At 37.5% G+C, this 17,128-nt stretch carries 16 protein-coding genes; 14 read left to right on the top strand and 2 right to left on the bottom strand.

All coding sequences use genetic code 11. The annotated features are described in order from the left end of the window. The 5 genes from ABYD77_RS12050 to ABYD77_RS12030 all read left to right on the top strand — a co-directional run. The coding region (locus ABYD77_RS12050) for a hypothetical protein (protein ID WP_372770188.1) at positions 1–304 on the top strand (304 nt) is incomplete at its 5' end. 51 nt (positions 305–355) lie between these two features. Beyond that, positions 356–775 carry a lysozyme inhibitor LprI family protein gene (locus ABYD77_RS12045; protein WP_372770186.1) on the top strand — a complete coding sequence of 140 codons (420 nt, stop codon included), beginning with the start codon at positions 356–358 and terminating at the stop codon, positions 773–775. Between the two features lie 899 nt (positions 776–1,674). Then, complete coding sequence (locus ABYD77_RS12040) at positions 1,675–1,962, top strand: hypothetical protein (protein WP_372770184.1); 288 nt, start codon at positions 1,675–1,677, stop codon at positions 1,960–1,962. 306 nt (positions 1,963–2,268) lie between these two features. After that, positions 2,269–4,272 carry a methyl-accepting chemotaxis protein gene (locus tag ABYD77_RS12035; RefSeq protein ID WP_372770182.1) on the top strand — a complete coding sequence of 668 codons (2,004 nt, stop codon included), beginning with the start codon at positions 2,269–2,271 and terminating at the stop codon, positions 4,270–4,272. A gap of 10 nt (positions 4,273–4,282) precedes the next feature. Further along, positions 4,283–4,642 (top strand): hypothetical protein, encoded by a 360-nt coding sequence (locus ABYD77_RS12030; protein ID WP_372770180.1) that lies wholly within the window; start codon positions 4,283–4,285, stop codon positions 4,640–4,642. Positions 4,643–4,765: 123 nt separating this feature from the next. Here ABYD77_RS12030 and ABYD77_RS12025 read toward each other — a convergent pair whose 3' ends face one another. Then, positions 4,766–5,182 (bottom strand): hypothetical protein, encoded by a 417-nt coding sequence (locus ABYD77_RS12025; RefSeq protein ID WP_372770178.1) that lies wholly within the window; start codon positions 5,180–5,182, stop codon positions 4,766–4,768. Positions 5,183–5,406: 224 nt separating this feature from the next. On the opposite strand from ABYD77_RS12025, the gene ABYD77_RS12020 reads away from it, so the two are divergent. Further along, positions 5,407–5,589 (top strand): alternative ribosome-rescue factor A, encoded by a 183-nt coding sequence (locus ABYD77_RS12020; protein WP_372770176.1) that lies wholly within the window; start codon positions 5,407–5,409, stop codon positions 5,587–5,589. Positions 5,590–5,661: 72 nt separating this feature from the next. On the opposite strand, the gene ABYD77_RS12015 is transcribed toward ABYD77_RS12020, so the two are convergent. After that, on the bottom strand, positions 5,662–6,534 hold the full coding sequence (locus ABYD77_RS12015; RefSeq protein WP_372770174.1) for a TIGR02285 family protein: 873 nt from the start codon (positions 6,532–6,534) through the stop codon (positions 5,662–5,664). A gap of 218 nt (positions 6,535–6,752) precedes the next feature. On the opposite strand from ABYD77_RS12015, the gene ABYD77_RS12010 reads away from it, so the two are divergent. From ABYD77_RS12010 to ABYD77_RS11975, 8 genes are all read left to right on the top strand, one after another. Next, a complete protein-coding gene (locus ABYD77_RS12010) occupies positions 6,753–8,654 on the top strand; it encodes an alpha/beta fold hydrolase (RefSeq protein ID WP_372770172.1) in 1,902 nt (633 codons plus the stop codon). A 161-nt stretch (positions 8,655–8,815) separates the two neighbouring features. Continuing rightward, positions 8,816–9,688, top strand: coding sequence for a GyrI-like domain-containing protein (locus ABYD77_RS12005; protein WP_372770170.1), 873 nt, complete (start codon positions 8,816–8,818; stop codon positions 9,686–9,688). 82 nt (positions 9,689–9,770) lie between these two features. Then, positions 9,771–10,802, top strand: a complete 1,032-nt coding sequence (locus ABYD77_RS12000; RefSeq protein ID WP_372770168.1) for an alpha/beta hydrolase family protein — start codon at positions 9,771–9,773, stop codon at positions 10,800–10,802. Positions 10,803–11,000: 198 nt separating this feature from the next. After that, positions 11,001–11,963: a hypothetical protein gene (locus ABYD77_RS11995; RefSeq protein WP_372770166.1), complete on the top strand. Its 963-nt coding sequence runs from the start codon at positions 11,001–11,003 to the stop codon at positions 11,961–11,963. Positions 11,964–12,160: 197 nt separating this feature from the next. Then, entirely contained in the window at positions 12,161–12,781 is a 621-nt protein-coding gene (locus tag ABYD77_RS11990) for a histidine phosphatase family protein (RefSeq protein ID WP_372770164.1), read from the top strand. A 25-nt stretch (positions 12,782–12,806) separates the two neighbouring features. Then, positions 12,807–15,332 carry a response regulator gene (locus ABYD77_RS11985; RefSeq protein WP_372770162.1) on the top strand — a complete coding sequence of 842 codons (2,526 nt, stop codon included), beginning with the start codon at positions 12,807–12,809 and terminating at the stop codon, positions 15,330–15,332. A 226-nt stretch (positions 15,333–15,558) separates the two neighbouring features. Then, positions 15,559–15,903, top strand: coding sequence for a VOC family protein (locus ABYD77_RS11980; protein ID WP_372770160.1), 345 nt, complete (start codon positions 15,559–15,561; stop codon positions 15,901–15,903). Positions 15,904–16,071: 168 nt separating this feature from the next. After that, the gene (locus ABYD77_RS11975) at positions 16,072–16,587 is read left to right on the top strand and encodes a nuclear transport factor 2 family protein (protein WP_372770158.1); all 516 of its coding nucleotides are present in this window, start codon (positions 16,072–16,074) and stop codon (positions 16,585–16,587) included. Positions 16,588–17,128: the final 541 nt, after the last annotated feature.

Here is a 17,128-nt window from a genome sequence, read left to right as displayed (position 1 = left end):
TTGCCTTGCGGCTATTGCAATACAAGCACTCATTTTTCATACATGGAATACTGGCACATTAAACCAATTTAAATTAATGCACCGCTCTTTTGATAATCAGTTACCTGAATTTGTACGTTATGCAATGAAAACTTCAAAGCATTGGTGGCTGGCACCACTCTTTAGCTTGTTTACTTTGTGTTTAACCACTTTTATAAAATCAAAGCCTAAGCTGATTTATGTTCCTTTAGTTGTGTCGGTAGGCCTTGCTTTATATATGCTTTATGTAATGTACCCAGTGCCGTATTTAATAAAAATTGGGTAACTCGCCATTATTTAGTAGCCATTAAATTTCATTTTTTAGTTTAAGGATCCAATGAAAAGTTTATTGATATCTATTTTGTTTTTTTACTCGTTAAATGGTGTCGCAGATGAAAAATCAGCTGAAATTAAATCGAGGATGTCTGACTGTGATGAAGTAACTAGCTATTCTGATATTGAAGTATGTTATTTAAAGCTGAATACTCAAACAGATAAGTACCTTAATAGCGAATATGCAGAATTAATTAATTATTTAGATAAATTAGAAAATAAACTACATAAACAAAGATTGATAGAAGCACAAAGAGCATGGATTAAGTTTAGAGATAGCGATTGTCTTTTTTATAGCGATAATCAACCTGTCCGAATGTATCAATGTTTGCAATCAAAGACATTTCAACGTTTAAAAGAATTAGAAAATATGAACACACCTTTTGCTATGGGATGTAATGGGTGTGGTGTCCTTGGTAGTTGATGTCACTAATCATGACTTTAAAGCTCAATAAATTCTCACTTTCTTTAGCGACAATACGCTTTTATATTGCATGTTTTTTTGCGCCGCTGTTAGCTTTGAATATTCACAATTTTTCTAAGAAGTTAGTCATTGGTGAAATACCAAAAAAAATCGTGACTTTTGATTTCTTTACCGGTGTTGCTGGCGGTGCGATTATCTTTGTTTTTCCGATGATATTGCTATATGCGTTACATATTTATTTGTTTTATTTGAAGATTTTTAAGTTAGCAGGTCGCTGGTATTTATATTTATGTTACGGTGCTATTCCATGCATTTTTATCGGTCTTTTAGAATTAACTCTTGAGTTAAGCTTAAATTACATTGGGATGCTGTATTTTTCGTTTTTACTTAGTACGTCATTTTGGCTTTTAGCCAATGCTAAGTTTCCAAAACTAACTTTCTGTAATTTTAAGGCGCTGTTTATAAATACCTTTTTTATACTGTTTTATCTTTTATTGTGTTTTGTTGTGCATTTAAACATCCTAGATTAAGCATTACTGTTGATATGATGGATGAATTACCAGCGATAAATAGCGTTTGTAAAACAGTAAAGAAATTACTGCAAGAATAAGCCATTTTGGATTGAAATTTTTAACCCTTATAAAAATAGTGTTTCTGTTATGGCGAAAAAAGATTAGTGGCAAAGTAGGAATAGCGAAAAGTTAGTGTTAGCAGGTTTATGTTCCTATGGATTTGTCGGTAGGTCTTGCCTTATATATGCTTTATGTAATATACCCAGTGCCTTATTTAATAAAGCTGTAATAATGAATTTTTAGCTTTTAGTAGAGAGGTAAATTGCTAATTAATTCAGGTTGTTATAAATTACGCTGTGTTTTTTTAAAAAGATAGATAAACTTGAAATGGACTTTTCAAAAATTGAAGTACTTGCCATTGGAATTGTGCTCATTCCTTTTTTAATCGATTTCTTTCCAAAATTACGTGATGACTTGATTAAACATAATCTAGGAAAAACCCGAAACCGAATTCATATTGTGCTTTCAGCTATCATGATCTCAAACTATTCATTTAGCGATAACATAAAAGATAATATTGCTCTTATTTGTGGTTTAACTTTGTTTTTTGGAATATATGCCACCGGAATTGCGTTTATGTCGAAAGATCAAGCCAATAAGCGCGACAAGCCATAAAAGACAATACTGAGATGAGCAAAGATTAAGTAACTATAAATTCGCTTTTAAACTACACCCCATTATTGCAATTAAGTTTCACCTTCTTTCTTGACGAAGAAAACTAGAATAGATCGCTTTTAAGGTTGAGGGTAACAAAGAAATATCGTTCAGTACTAGTAGCTTATATTTCCTGCAACTGCATTACATTTGCAGCAGCTTGTTCACTTTGATTTCTTACTCATTTGAGTATTTAGCGAGCATTTTTTAGAAAAAACGATTTCCTGCTGCTATATCTATTACATTGGTTAAATTAGTAGCGGCTCTATGAAACTCACTGTATCTGTAAGAATATTTGGCGGTTTTGCAATTTTGCTTGCGCTTTCATTTGTTATTTACCTTGTTGCATTACTAGGTATTCGAACAATAGGTACTGGTGTTGAGCAAGTTAGCGAAAAAAGTGTACCAGCGTTAATTTCAGGGGCAGATTTATCAGAGAATATTTTAGTCGCTGAACTCGCGCTAGTTGAACTGGCTTCGACAGAGAATCTTAAACAAGCTACGGCTCTAAGTTCTATCATTGAAAAAGCCAATTTAGGGAATACACATGCCGTCAACGGGTTAGAAGCCGTTATAAAAGACCACAAAAATCTCGCTGAATTATTTACTCAGACAAAATCACACAACGAAGACTTTTTAAGCGCTTCCGATGAAGTGATTAACGACTACTTTAGTATGCTTAAATTGCTTGAAGTTACTCGAGAGCGAGCACGAGAGTTTGCTGATATGGGGGATGAAAGCCTCAGCCTTGCTTATGATTTAGAGGGGCTGAGTGATGACGATGCCATTAATAACGCGATTAGTGAATTTGTTACTGAAGTTGAAACCAGTGTTGATGAGGCAAACAGTGCACTTGCCTCAAACATTGTATTTGAAATATTAAGTATTGAATCAACACTTAAAGACTCAAGCAACCGTATAACAGAGTTATTTGCTACGTTTTCAGAGGCACCAAGTTTACGTAATGATGAATCAGTTGTTTTGATGAAAGATAACTTGGGACGATTTTTAAAAGCGTTAGTAGGCAATGAAAGCGCAATTAAAGCGAGAATTGACAGTTTAAAACGACAAAAAGAAGTATCAGATCAATTAAAACAAGCGAAGCGACTGGGTGATAATGCGAGAGAGACGTTGCATCAACTTAATGAGAATATTAAAGCGGATAGTGTTGATATTAAAAATACTGCGCTAGAGTTAGTAAAACAAAATCAAATCATCACCAGTATTTTGACGCTCTTCACCTTAACCCTATCAGGTATCGTTGCCTACTTTGTAACACTATCAATCAAAAAACCATTATCCCAAGCTGTGGAACAGATTAAGCAAGCGGCAACAGGCGATATGACAGTACAATTTACAAAAATGCGTGACGATGAGCTTGGAGAGCTTGCTGATAATATGCAGAGCTTGGTAAATACATTGCGCAGTACGTTAAAAGAAATATCCAATAACTCAAACAGTTTGGCTACCACAGCTGAGGAAACCAATACCATAGCGCAACAAAGTTATGAAAGTGCATCTAATCAACACAAAAAGATGCAAATGATGGCTGATTCTATTGCTGAAATGAAAGACACAGTGCAATCGGTGTCCAATAGTATTCACAGTACGCTAGAGCAAGTAGAACAAGCGAATCAAGATGCTGAACAAGGACAGATTGTACTCAATACCAATATTGCCAATATTAACTTACTTAATGATGCAATAACCCAGTCAGCTACTGCAATTGAGTCACTAAACACCGATACCAACAATATCAGCTCGGTGCTCGATATAATCCGGGGTGTAGCCGAGCAAACAAACCTATTGGCATTAAATGCAGCGATTGAAGCTGCCAGGGCGGGTGAGCAAGGCCGTGGCTTTGCTGTGGTTGCTGATGAAGTAAGAACCCTTGCTCAGAAAGCTCATGATGCAACTCAAGAGATACAACTAGCTATCGAAAACTTACAACAAGGTGCTAAGCAGGCAGTTGAAAAAATGTCGAAGTCACAAAATGAAACTCAACAGTGTGTTGATGGTATTCAAAGTGTTGAGTTAATGCTCAACTCAATCCTGTCTGGAATAACAAAGATTAAAGATATGAGTCAACAAATAGCGACAGCTGCTGAAGAACAAAGCATTGCTGCGTTGACTCAACATGAGAATATGATGGAGATGCAAGAAAACACGGAGCTATCGGCGGCTCATGCTGAGGAAAATAATCAAGCTAGTCAAAAGTTAGCTTCAATGGCAGAAACTCAACGAGAATTGATGAGTAAATTTAAAACGTAGGAGCACAATAATGAGAGTATTTATTTTATGTTTAATGACCACCTTACCTTACTTTGTGTTTAGTGGTGTTGCACAAGCGGGTACGTGTGAAATTAAATACACGCGCACAGCGTGTCCAGGTAAAGAAGCAATCAGTTATAAAAAATGTAAGGGTAAACAAAACTGCTCTAAGTTCAAAGAAGCTGAAAGTGCTGCAGAATGCGGTGATATGGCGGTTAAATCATGCCGAAATAAACGCCTTACGGTAACTAAAACAAAAGTGATCAATGCGTTATTTGAAGGTCAACAGATTAAGGCCAGTAATGGTAGTGATGACTTTTGCACGGTTTATGAAAAAGCCAGTGAAGAGTTTAATAAATGTGATGGCTAAAAACTGATTTTTATATCTTTGATGTTTTAATTGAACACTATTGGCCCACTTGAGAGCATTACCTATTTTCTCATGTTTGTGGGCCTAAATTTACAATATGCAAGGGGTAGCTTATAGCTTGCGTTAATCGCATTTAAACACTAAATGCAGTTGATAAGGGTTGCCAAGGGCATCACCGGCAATATCGCCACCTATACTTAATGCAGCACCTGCGTCATCCACATGGCTTCGGCCAAAAATCCACATTGCAGTGCCAGCAGCTTCAACGGCACTGGCGATGTTGCGCTTTGTTAAATAGTCTTGCTCACTCATATTGCCTATGTAATCAACTTTTTCAGAAACAACATAAGGCTTAGACTTTGACTCTTTGCAATATGATTTAGCTTGGCTAAATGCTTGTTCTGAAACCTCAGTTTTGGTTTCGCCATACAAGTCAACGTAATGGTTGCCGTCACTACTTGGGCGAACATTATTATGATGAGCACATGCAGTTAAAAGTAATGCTGTTGTTAGGGTTGTGGCTTTGGTAAAAAACGTCATGTTAAACCTATTAATAAAGGAATTATAGGTGTAATTATTACGGATGATTATTACGAAAAATGTAAGTAAGTGTTGGGCATTTGTAGGCAATTAAATACACTTTTTAACGCCCTCAAAAAAATGATTAAAAAACATAAAAAAGCACTACCAGTGCTTGTGTATTTAAAACTTTAGGATACTATTGCTACGAATTGATTGACTCATTTTTAATCAAGAGGAATATGATGAGCAAAACAAAAAAAATGCAGCATGACCATGGTCGTGGTGAAATAAAAGACAATGCAATTAAAGCATTAGTAACCAGTGTGTTGTTTAAAAGCAAAGTTGAAAAGACAAATAAAGGCAAGGGCAGTTATCAGCGTAACAACAAGCATAAAGGACGAGAGCCTTACCTTAAGGCAGCCTAAGCTTTAAGATAAGGTTTTTGTACTTTTAAGCAAAAATACAACCAAAACGCCGCTTTTAAAAGAAGCGGCTTTTTAATGGGTTAAAAACTGCGTTTGATAAAAGGTTTCGAATTCTTTTGAAAATTGTTCGCTGCCCCACCAAGAAGTTACTGCGCGTTTATAATCGTTTTCTAATTTAGTTTTGCTAAGTACCTTATTTACTTTTTTAATAACGCTTTTGCCCCATTCATTTTTAGGGCATGCAACGTAGCCCAAGGTAAATTTAGGAATATCTTTAATGAAATAACTGACCAATTGGGTTTGGTCAATACCATTTTTTTCAACAAAATAATTAAGCTCAAATGGAAAAGAAATGGTGAAATCAACGCGCTTTTTGAGCACCATATTAAACACTGTACCAAGATCGGTACTAGCTAAAAGTTGCGATTTACCATCAGAAAAATGTTGGCCAATTTTATCATCTACCGCTTGCCCATAAGAGCGTTCTTTTATAAGACTAAATGCAAATTCTTGGCTTGCTAGCAGCTTCTTTAAATCAATCGTGTTGTTGCCATCAGCTAAGTGGCCTAGTGTACCTTTGAGTGCAATGATCCGATTGCCCGGATTAATTATTGAAGCTTTAGAAAATGTAATGAATTTAGAGCGCTCTTTGGTTTTATAAAGTGCGGGATGGCACACATTTTTATTTGCTTTCATGTCAGTTAATGCCCGAGTTAGGGAAGAAATCGGAAACTCATGGGTGTATTCAGGCATTTGATTAGTAATGAGCTTTAAAGCGTTTTCGACAAAACCAGTGCCTTGATCCTCCCCCGTTTTAATTATGCCTGGTGGCCTGTGATAGGTTTGCCAAAAAATTGTTTGATGGTCATTACTTTTTATTGGTTCAGCTCTGAGAGAACTACTTACGCATGCGATCACGATGACCAAAAAACAGGCTTTTTGCATTAAAACTTCTCATTGTCTGGGTAATATTACCAGTATAGTCAACGTACAATATTAATATAAGTATTTACAAAAGGTTTAAATATTAAGCACTTCTTATATTTTTTCGATCAGTCTTGTCGACAAAATACGGTTTTTTATTTTTTTAATCGCATAGCACTTTTCAAATATGGGGGTAATTCTGTAGTCTTAGCTGGTCTATTTTTTTAAGGAGTTTCGCGATGTTGCGAACTATTTTATCTGTAAGCTTGGGGGTTGCTCTAAGCGCGGGTGCCTACGCCAATGAAGTTATGACACCTGAGAAACTTTGGCAATTAAAGCGTGTAAGCGCATTAGGGTTAAATAAAGAAAAAACACACCTTATTTATAAAGTAACTACACCAAGCGTAGAGAAGAACGACTTCAGCAGCAAAGTGTATCAAGTTTCACTGAAAGGTGGCGAACCTCAATTACTTGAAGCCTATCAAGGTGTGGTGATTGATAAAAACATCTCACCAGATGGCAGCAAAAAGCTGTTTCACGAAAAAGTTAAGTTAGAAGATATTTTAGCAACGGATCGCCATAAAGAACTTGGCAAAGCGAATGCGTATGTTTTTGATGATCTAAACTATCGTCACTGGGATACGTGGAAAGACGGCAACTTTAAGCACGTCTTCTATCAGGATTTAAAAACCGAAGAAAAAGTCGACATTATGCAGGGCATGCCATTTGAAAGCCCAACAGCACCGTTTGGTGGCACGTCGGATTACACCTGGGGTCCAAAAGGTGAAAACATTTACTACGTGAGCAAAAAGCTAACGGGTACTGACTATGTTCAAAGCACCAATACCGATATTTATCGTTATAACCTCGCCAGTAAAAAAACCACTAACCTGACGGAGAAAAACTTAGGCTACGATAAGTACCCGGCGTTTTCACCAAAAGGCCATTTAGCGTGGTTACAAATGGACGAAGCCGGCAACGAAGCAGATAAACAAGATATTATCGTACGTGTTAATGACCGCGACTATAACTTAACTGCGCATTGGGATGGTACTGTAAACAGCTTTAAATGGAGCCCAGACGGTAAAACGATTTACTTTGTAGCGCCGACAAAAGGTACGATGCAGTTATTCCAAGTGTCGGTCAATACAAAAACCAAAGCACAACCTAAAATTACACAGCTTACCGACGGTCAGTTTGATGTAAATGGCATTGTTGCCGTATTAAAAGATAAGCTTGTGGTGACGCGTAACAGCATGAACGCAGCGCGTGAAATTTATCGCTTTGATCTTGGTAGCAAAAAGCTTACGGCGTTAACCAAAGAAAATGATGCATTGTATGCAGAGCTTGATTTACCAAATGTTGAAAAACGCATGGTAAAAACCACTGACGGCAAAGACATGGTAACTTGGGTGATTTACCCACCTAACTTTGATAAGAGCAAAAAGTACCCAACACTACTTTATTTACAAGGTGGTCCACAGTCTGCGCTTTCGCAGTTTTACTCATTCCGCTGGAACTTCCAAGTAATGGCATCACAGGGTTACATTGTTGTCGCACCTAACCGTCGTGGTATGCCAGGTCATGGTGAGCAATGGAACAAAGACATTAGCAATGATTGGGGCGGTCAGGTAATGCAAGATTACCTCGCAGCGATTGATGATGTGGCAAAAGAGTCATATGTAGATAACGAGCGTATCGGTGCAGTGGGTGCAAGTTACGGTGGCTATTCTGCGTTTTATTTAGCGGGCAATCACGAAGGTCGCTTTAAAACCTTTATTGCACACTGTGGTATTTTCGATTTACGCAGCATGTATGGCACAACCGAAGAGCTGTTTTTCGTAAATAACGAACTAGGTGGCGCATATTGGCAAGACAATGCAGCAACGAAAAAAGCATATGGTCAGTTCAACCCAATTAACCACATTGAAAAGTGGGATGCACCAATGTTTGTAATTCATGGTGCAAAAGACTACCGCGTACCGCTTGAGCAAGGTATTGCGGCGTTCCAAGCTGCGAAACTGCGTGGTTTAAAAAGCCGCTTTATGCTCTTCCCAGAAGAAAACCATTGGGTACTTACGCCGCAAAACGGCATTGTATGGCAGCGTGAATTCTTTAAGTGGCTAGAAGATACGCTTTAATTACATTGAATTACTCATAATTGAGTAAGTAACCAATTTAAAAATCTAAGGCCTTATTGAAACACATCAATAAGGCCTTTTTTATGCCTTTTAAAATTTACTCGACTCACTGATAAGTATTCGCTATCTTACTAATATAATTATAAAAATACTCTCGTAATATGACAAACAGTACCACGCAGTTTAACGCAGCGATTATTAGTAAGGTGGCACAATATATTTATGATCACAGTGAAGAAGCGATAAATGTTGAAGCGCTTGCCGAGTATGCTGGTTTTTCAAAATATCATTTCAATCGCCTGTTTTTTGCTGCAACGGGTTTTCAGCTCGGTGAGTTTATAAAAAGACAAAAGCTTGAAAAAGCGATGTTTTTATTAAAAAGTGGCCACACAAACATATTAGAAGTCGCAATGAGTATTGGCTATGACTCCCCTTCGTCGTTTACCCGTGCATTCAAAACCAATTTTGCTTGCACGCCAAGTGATATTCAAAACGGAAAATCACCACTTAATGTGAGGGCAGGTAATTTACCGCCAAAAAAATTAGCGGAAGACTCTATGCTCGAACCACAATGGCGAGAATTACCAGACACCACTGTACTAGGGTTTTATGGTACTGGCTTTAATGATCAATCGTTTTCAAAGGTAGCAGGGCAGCTTTATAAGCGCTTGAGTGAACTCGCCAAGCCGCTTGATTTTAGTGAGCTTCAACCTATAGGTGTGGCGATTGATAACCCTTGGGTAGGTGAGCAAACACAAAGCCAATTTTTTGCAGGATTTCTGAATGGATTAACTCAAGAACAGCAATTAGAGCATTATACGCTGCAAGGAGGCCGCTACGCATGCTTTTGCCATCAAGGACCTCACAGTACAATGTGGCAAACCATTTCTAAGGTATATGCGCACTGGGTGTTACCAAACCAAATACGATTGAAAGATCAGCATATTGTGCAGTGCTATTTAAATAATCCAGCAGACACAGATGCTGAAAAACTGAGCACTGAGCTTTATTTTGCGGTTGAAAGTGATAAGTAATAAATAATCGCACTTTCTGCACAGCTTAGTTATTGGTTTTCAGCTAGAGTAAAGTCATCTTAGTTTAAAGGAATAATGTTATATGAAGTCAATACAATTTTTATTACTTGCTGCCGTCTTAATAATCTCTGTTTTTATGAGTTGCGCTAAAGGCAATGAAAAAATACAAGCAGGTGCTTTGCATTCAAGCGACTTAGATTTTTTTAATAGCAATACTAATCAGCCTGTAAAGATGAAGCTGTGGTATTTGGCTGGTGAGCAACAATGTGGTTCGACTATTTGTTTATCCCAATCGCAAAATAAGCGCAAAGTAGCGTTAATATCGCACGGTGCTTTTGGCTCACCGGTTGAAATGAATTGGTTAGGTTATGCCTTGGCATCTCAAGGCTGGCTGGTGGTTGGCGTTGCTCACTATGGTGAATCTTGGGTGTATGGCAAAGAAACAATCGATCCAAGCGTACTTACACGTTTTTGGCAGCGACCAGCTGAGGTGAGCTTTGCTCTTGAGCAACTAACAAATGAAGGTTTATTTAATCTTGATATCAATACCAATAATGTATTGATGCTAGGTCATTCCGCAGGTGGCTTTACGGCATTGGCACTGGCAGGTGCAAAGTTAGAGGCTGGTAAATCAGAGCATTACTGTGCATTAGCGTCCGCTAAAAACGATAAAAGTTGTGGCTATAATGCAAAACGAAACACGCCGTTATCGGATGAACAAATTGTCAAAATCAGCAAGCAACAAGTAACTATGTACGATCCGCGAATTAAAGCGATTATTTCTTTGGATCCTGCGCTTGGTCATGCTGTAAATGAAAGCAGTTTAGAAGAGGTAAAGGTACCAACCTTAGTTGTAGGTTCTGTTGAAAATGACTTTTTGCCATTCAAACAACACGCACAATATTATGCTGAGCATATTAAAAACGCCGAGCTAGTTGGTATTAAACAAGGCGCAGGGCACTTTATTTACATCAATCAGTGCGAACATAACTTTAAGGCGCAAGGTGTGTTGTTATGTAAAGACCGTGATGGAGTTGACCGTAAAGCCCTTCAACAACAAGTACTTGGTCATGTCTTTTCGTTTATTAATCGACGTGGCTTAAATCAATTATAAGCAAACGTTAGGGCCTTGTTTAAACGCTAAACAAGGCCTGCCATTTTTATTTAAACAACCTAGACGCAAGTACTTCTTTGTTAAAAGCTGTCTTAAAATGTAGCGACATACTACAGTTGCTGACAAAGCTAAACGTTATCTTACAGGCTTAAATGCTAATCTTGCCGGCGAAATTTATTAAGTATAACGGATCGCATTATGAAGCTATTTTCACCCTCAATGATTGCTGCAGCCATTCTACTCACAGGTTGTGGTTCAAAGTCTGTAGATAACAAAACAACCGAATTACACGCCATTAAACCTGCAGATGTTGCAGCCTATGTGGCTGACTATAAGGAACTCGCTGCAAAACTTTCTGTGCAAATTGATGGCAAAAATTCAGCGATTGAAATGCTCGATTTCGATATGGACGAAGGCGTCATTTATATTCGCTATGATGACGGCATTATTTTGCTCGGTTATGATTTTGAGAACGAAAAACCAAAAAATGAATTGGCAGTGGTAAGGCACAGCGACAGTGAAAATGCGCTGATGGGTGAAAATATGCAGCTTAATGAGCAAAACATTGGGACTAGTATTACGGGGTACCTTGTTGACAAGCAGACGGCAGGTCACTATGAATTTTCCATGCTTTTCAATAAAAGTTTAATTTCTGGTGGTAATAGTCAGCTAGTGGTTGAAAATAATTCCGCTTTTCTTTCAGGCACTATTGGCACCAAAACCTATATTCAATTTAAAGAACTATTACTCGATCACCCGAGTGTAAATCGCATTGTGTTTAAAAGTGTTGATGGTTCAGTAAATGATGATATTAACATGCATACCGGCCGATTAATTCGCCAAGCACAGTATACTACAGTGATGATGAGCGATGGCGAAGCTTATTCGGGCGGTGTCGATTTATATGCGGCAGGCGTTACTAAAGAGTATCAATCTGGTGGGAAACTCGGCGTGCACGCATGGTGCTGTGAAGAAGATAAAGACGCAGGTGAGCTTGGTAAGAACCATTCTGCTCATGGTGCTCAGTTAACTTATTTTAGGGAAATGCTGGGTAAAGATCTTGGCCCGGAGTTTTACTTTTTTACTATCAATGCAGCCCCTGCAGACGATATTCATTTAATGACGCAGGCAGAGGTAGAAAAGTATTTTTATAATAATTAATAAACAATATGTTAGCGTGAAAAAAGAGTGAATTTTATCAGAAGTTTTAACTCTCTTAGGCTATAGTTATTAGCAATTGCATATATAAAAGCGCAATTAATTTCGCGTATTGTATGTAATGTATATCTGATAAGGGCTTTCAGCTATGCTCAGCTGAGAGCCTTAGTCACCATGGCTAAGCTAAGACGGAGAGCTAAATGCATACCAATTTCTTTCGACTTACTTCATTTTTTTTATTATTTTTAGCGCTGTTATCCCATTCCCTAATAGCAAAACCGAGTACAAGTGAGCTATCCGCACAGCAGTTGATTAAAGCATTGCAAGCTGGCGGGCATGTGCTCTATATGCGGCATGCTATGACAGATCACAATCAAAAAGATCAGGGTGTGGATAGGTTAGATAGTTGTGAAAAGCAACGCAACCTTTCTGTTGATGGACGTCAACAAGCACAGCAAATTGGCGCTAAGCTTTCTGCGCTTAAGATTCCAATTGGTAAGGTATACAGTAGTCCATATTGTCGATGTAAAGACACTGCCATACTTACTTTTGGCAAAATGGAAATTGAAAAAGATTTACAATTTTCAATGAGTAAGAGTCCGGATGAGTCGCAGTATTTAGGACAACGATTGAAGGAGTTAATGTTGTCAGCAAAGACGGATAAAGTGAACACAGTGTTTGTTGGTCATACATCTAACCTTAAAGATGGTATTGGGGTTTGGCCAAAGCCTGAGGGGGTTATAGTGGTGTTTAAAATTAATGAGGGGGAAGTAAATTACCTAGGTCAATTAACACCCAATACATTGCTTGCGTTGCAATAAGGTAAAATGATTGAACAGTTATGAAATGATTTTAACTAATCTGCCATTAAAAATTAGATTATTGATTGCACCTTTTATTTATGTGTGTCTAACTTTTGCGTTATTTACCCTAAGTAATACAACAATTCAATCAAAAAACGAGATAATCGAAACATTAAGAGATAAAGACTTACCCAAAATAGGGCGCCTTAGCCAGTTATCGATAAAGTTATCAAATAACGTTATTCAATTATCAGGGCTACTGACGTCTGCAACCTTTGATCCAGATGAAGAACGCATTTATGTTGAAGGTAAAGCTATCATTAATCAACTGCATGCGATCGAACAAAAACTGTCATTTGGGATTAATGACGCTGCTAATATTCAATATCATGATGCCGATTTGTACACAGCAATTCAAGCAGCTTTTTCTCGCTATAGTGATGCAAGTATTAGTGGCATTGAGCTTGCCACGGTTGATCCCAAATTAGCTCTGAGAGAATTACAAAATGCAATCGCAGAAGTTCAAGCGCTTAATGCCCTTTTAACCAAACTATCGGAAAATTACTCCTCTCAACTTGCTGAAAGCACTCGAGCAATAGAGGAATCATTAGGCACATCTAAGTCAATTGCCTTTGTAGCAACCATTACACTGGGCTTTATGATCTTAGTGGCCTTGTATTTTTCGAATAATATGAGCAGACAAATTGAATTGATTTACAAAGCACTTATTGATTTGTCCCATGGTAGAGCAGTGCGAAACTTACCCAAACGTTCTAACAGTTTTATTCAGCAGTTAACTGAGGCAATTTATGCATTTGATAATGCGATAAAAGAAAGTGATGAGCATAAAAACAAACTTGAACATACTCTGGCCAAATTGAATCTGCAAAAAGAGCAATTAATAGAAGCAAAAGTAAAAGCTGAAGCTGCGGCACAAGCAAAAAGTAACTTTTTGGCATCAATGAGTCATGAAATACGTACGCCAATGAATGGTGTACTTGGCATGCTAGGTTTATTGCTCAATGAAAATCTCACCCGTGAGCAGCGTCATAAAGTTGCAGTTGCGCAGACCAGTGCCGAGTCTTTATTAGGTTTGATCAACGATATTCTGGATTTTTCAAAAGTGGATGCAGGTAAACTTGAACTTGAAGTCATTAGTTTTAATATACTTGATTTACTTGGGGATTTTTCTGCAAGTATGGCCCTTAGGGCACATGAAAAGGGGTTAGAGCTTATTTTAGATGTGATTCAGGTTGAGCATCATTTTGTCAAAGGCGATCCCAGTAGGTTACGGCAGATTTTAAGTAACATTGTGGGAAATGCGATTAAGTTTACCGAGCAGGGTGAAATTGTGATACGTGCTGAACTTTCACAGATATCAAATGATGAATTACTATTCAAATGTAACGTGAGTGACACAGGTATTGGCATTGCAAAGGATAAGCTAGAAAGCCTATTTGAGGCGTTTACTCAGGCAGATGCGTCAACTACACGTAAATATGGTGGAACGGGCTTGGGGCTTTCTATTGCGAAAAAACTTTGTGCACTTATGGGGGGGGAAATAAATGCTTCAAGTAAGCTTGGTGAAGGAACCCATTTTGATTTTAGTGTCAAGTTTAAGACTAGTCAACAAGCAAAAATGGCTGTTCCATATGTTGATATTGGCAAATTAAAAATACTGGTGGTTGATGATAACCAAACAAATAGAGAAGTCTTGAAAGGGCAATTAGCACATTGGGGCGCTAAGGTGGTTGAAGCAGATAGCGGTCAGTCAGCCCTCGACATTCTTGAACTGAATCATCAACAGTCAGAAGGGCTATTTGATGTTGCTTTATTGGATATGCAAATGCCGGAAATGGATGGGGCGATGCTAGGTAAAACGATTAAGTCGGATCCTCGATTTACAGCAATAAAATTAGTTATGATGACATCAATGGACCAGCCCGGGGATGCAAATCTTTTTGCGACACTTGGCTTTAATGCATATTTCCCAAAACCAGTCACAATAGCAGACTTAATGTCAATGTTAGCTGTTATTGTTGAGAATGGTGAAGCGTTGCACCAAGCAAACCCTTTAGTGACACATGATTATCTCAATACATTAGATAATACTCAGACTGTAATCCCTCAATTGAAGGCTGCTCCACGTGATAGTGAGAAGCATATTAACCAGTGGCCAACCCATACCCGTGTGCTGATTGTAGAGGATAATCGTGTGAATCAAATTGTAGCTCAAGGAATATTAAAGTCATTTGAGCTCGCAGGTGATGTTGCTGCAGACGGACAAGAAGCAATTCAGGTACTCAAAGATGCACCTGAATTTGCACCTTATACGTTAATTTTAATGGATTGTCAGATGCCTGTACTGGATGGTTACGAAGCGACACGTAATATCAGAGATGGAATTGCTGGGCAGCGTTACCTATCTGTCCCAATTATCGCTATGACAGCCAATGCGATGAAAGGTGATAAAGAAAAATGCATTGCAGCAGGGATGAATGATTATTTAAGTAAGCCAATTAACGCTAAAGAAATGAAAAATATGATAATTAAATGGCTACTAAAATAGATTGTGAGTTATCGCTGATGATTCATCCCAATTTTAAATTGCATTCTATAAATAGAAACTCTTAAGTGTTTTAATTTGTGTTTTTAAATTGGTTAACTTAATAATTGTAAAGAAATTTAAATACATTTTTTTTGAGTAAAACTCTGATTGCTACTTAGCGAAATGTCAGTAATATAACTCGAGAATAATTAACACCGCTTTAGCAGAATATTATTAAAGGTTTAGCATGAAACTACATTATTTAGAAATAGTAACGCATGATGTTGATTCGGTGTGTAGTGCATACGAAATGTTGCAAAATGTTCGCTTTAGTAATCCAGACGAAATGTTAGGAGGCGCTAGAACCACGATGTTATCCGATGGCTCAAGTGTTGGTGTTCGTGCGCCGTTACATGAAAAGGAGACTCCGGTAACTCGGCCTTATTGGCATGTGGAAGATATTGAAAAAGCAATTGCTGAGGTTGAACGGGATGGCGCAGAAGTTGCACTTCCTCCGTTAGATATTCCAGGAAAAGGTAAATTTGCAATATTTATCTTAGGTGCTGTTGAGCAAGGGTTTTGGCAAGGATAACTTGTTTAGATAGAAGTAAATCCTTTTCAGACTTATACCTAGCGAATTAATTGGGTAATTACTTGTTTTGTTTGTCCAATATATGGTTTTCTGCTTTTTCCATTTAAGCGAACAATGTATCTTTGTCAGAGAATCGTCGTTATATTGCCCTCTTTTAAGGATTAAATAATGTATAAATTACATCAACGCGCATTTATTCTGTTCGGGTTAATAGGTTTCTTATTAAGTGGTTGTGCTGCTTCAACGATGCATAAACAAACAAGGTTGCAAGAAACGGTGGCAGATTACTATGACACTTATAGCAAACGCACTGATTTTCAAAATTTTATGGCTTTTTATGATGAAAACGCCCAATTAAACGACATTATTTACGGTAACTCGCTAAATAATAAAAAAGATATTACCGCTTTCTTTGCATGGGATAATGGTCAATTTGAAGTGTTAGAGGGTAAACCGGTTTTAACAATTTCTAAGCAAGTAATTGATGGTAATACTGTTATAACAGAGGGGCACTTCAATCAATTTAAATATAATCAACAAGTATTAGGGCCTTGGTTATTTATTATGGTTCATCAGTTCAACGACAAGAATAAAATAATAAAACAAACCGATTGGATTAACTATACACCTCGAAATCAGTTTCTTGGTGGCAAGAGTATGAATCAACGATTACTCGAAAAGTAACAGGCAAGAACAACCCCTTTAATGGAGTTTAATTCATAAGTTAATAGTTGATTTGTTAAAACTGCCGTTTAATTGAACACTTTGTTTACCTAAATTACTTATTTTTTAGCTTGCGCAAATAATGAAATGCTTTCCAAGGGGGTGAGTACCTTTATGTAACACCCTTAAGATCATTTTGGTACAGTGGCTAATATCTGATTTTACAGTATAAATTAAATAAATTTAGACACTGCTTTAACAAGCAGCTAAGCGCTAAATTTCGGACTTTTGGGTATTTATTTTTACAAGATCGCTAGTAAGTTATTCTGAACATTTCAGAAATAAAAAGTACAACTACGACAATTGTGGCTACTTTTAGAGTTCCTGTATATTAGGATATGTAACCTATTGATTATTATAACCAGGCAATTACTGATAAATCGAAACTATAAGTATGATGCCTTTGGCAATGCGCTGGGGTAGTTAACTGGAGTGACTGAGTTGAGCTTTAGCCTTTGGCCGACTTTATATAAGTCTCCTCATTGGACGTTGAATCCAACTG

The organism is Pseudoalteromonas sp., from assembly GCF_041629635.1.
Taxonomy (GTDB): Bacteria; Pseudomonadota; Gammaproteobacteria; order Enterobacterales; family Alteromonadaceae; genus Pseudoalteromonas.
This window is presented reverse-complemented; position numbering and strand designations above follow the sequence as displayed.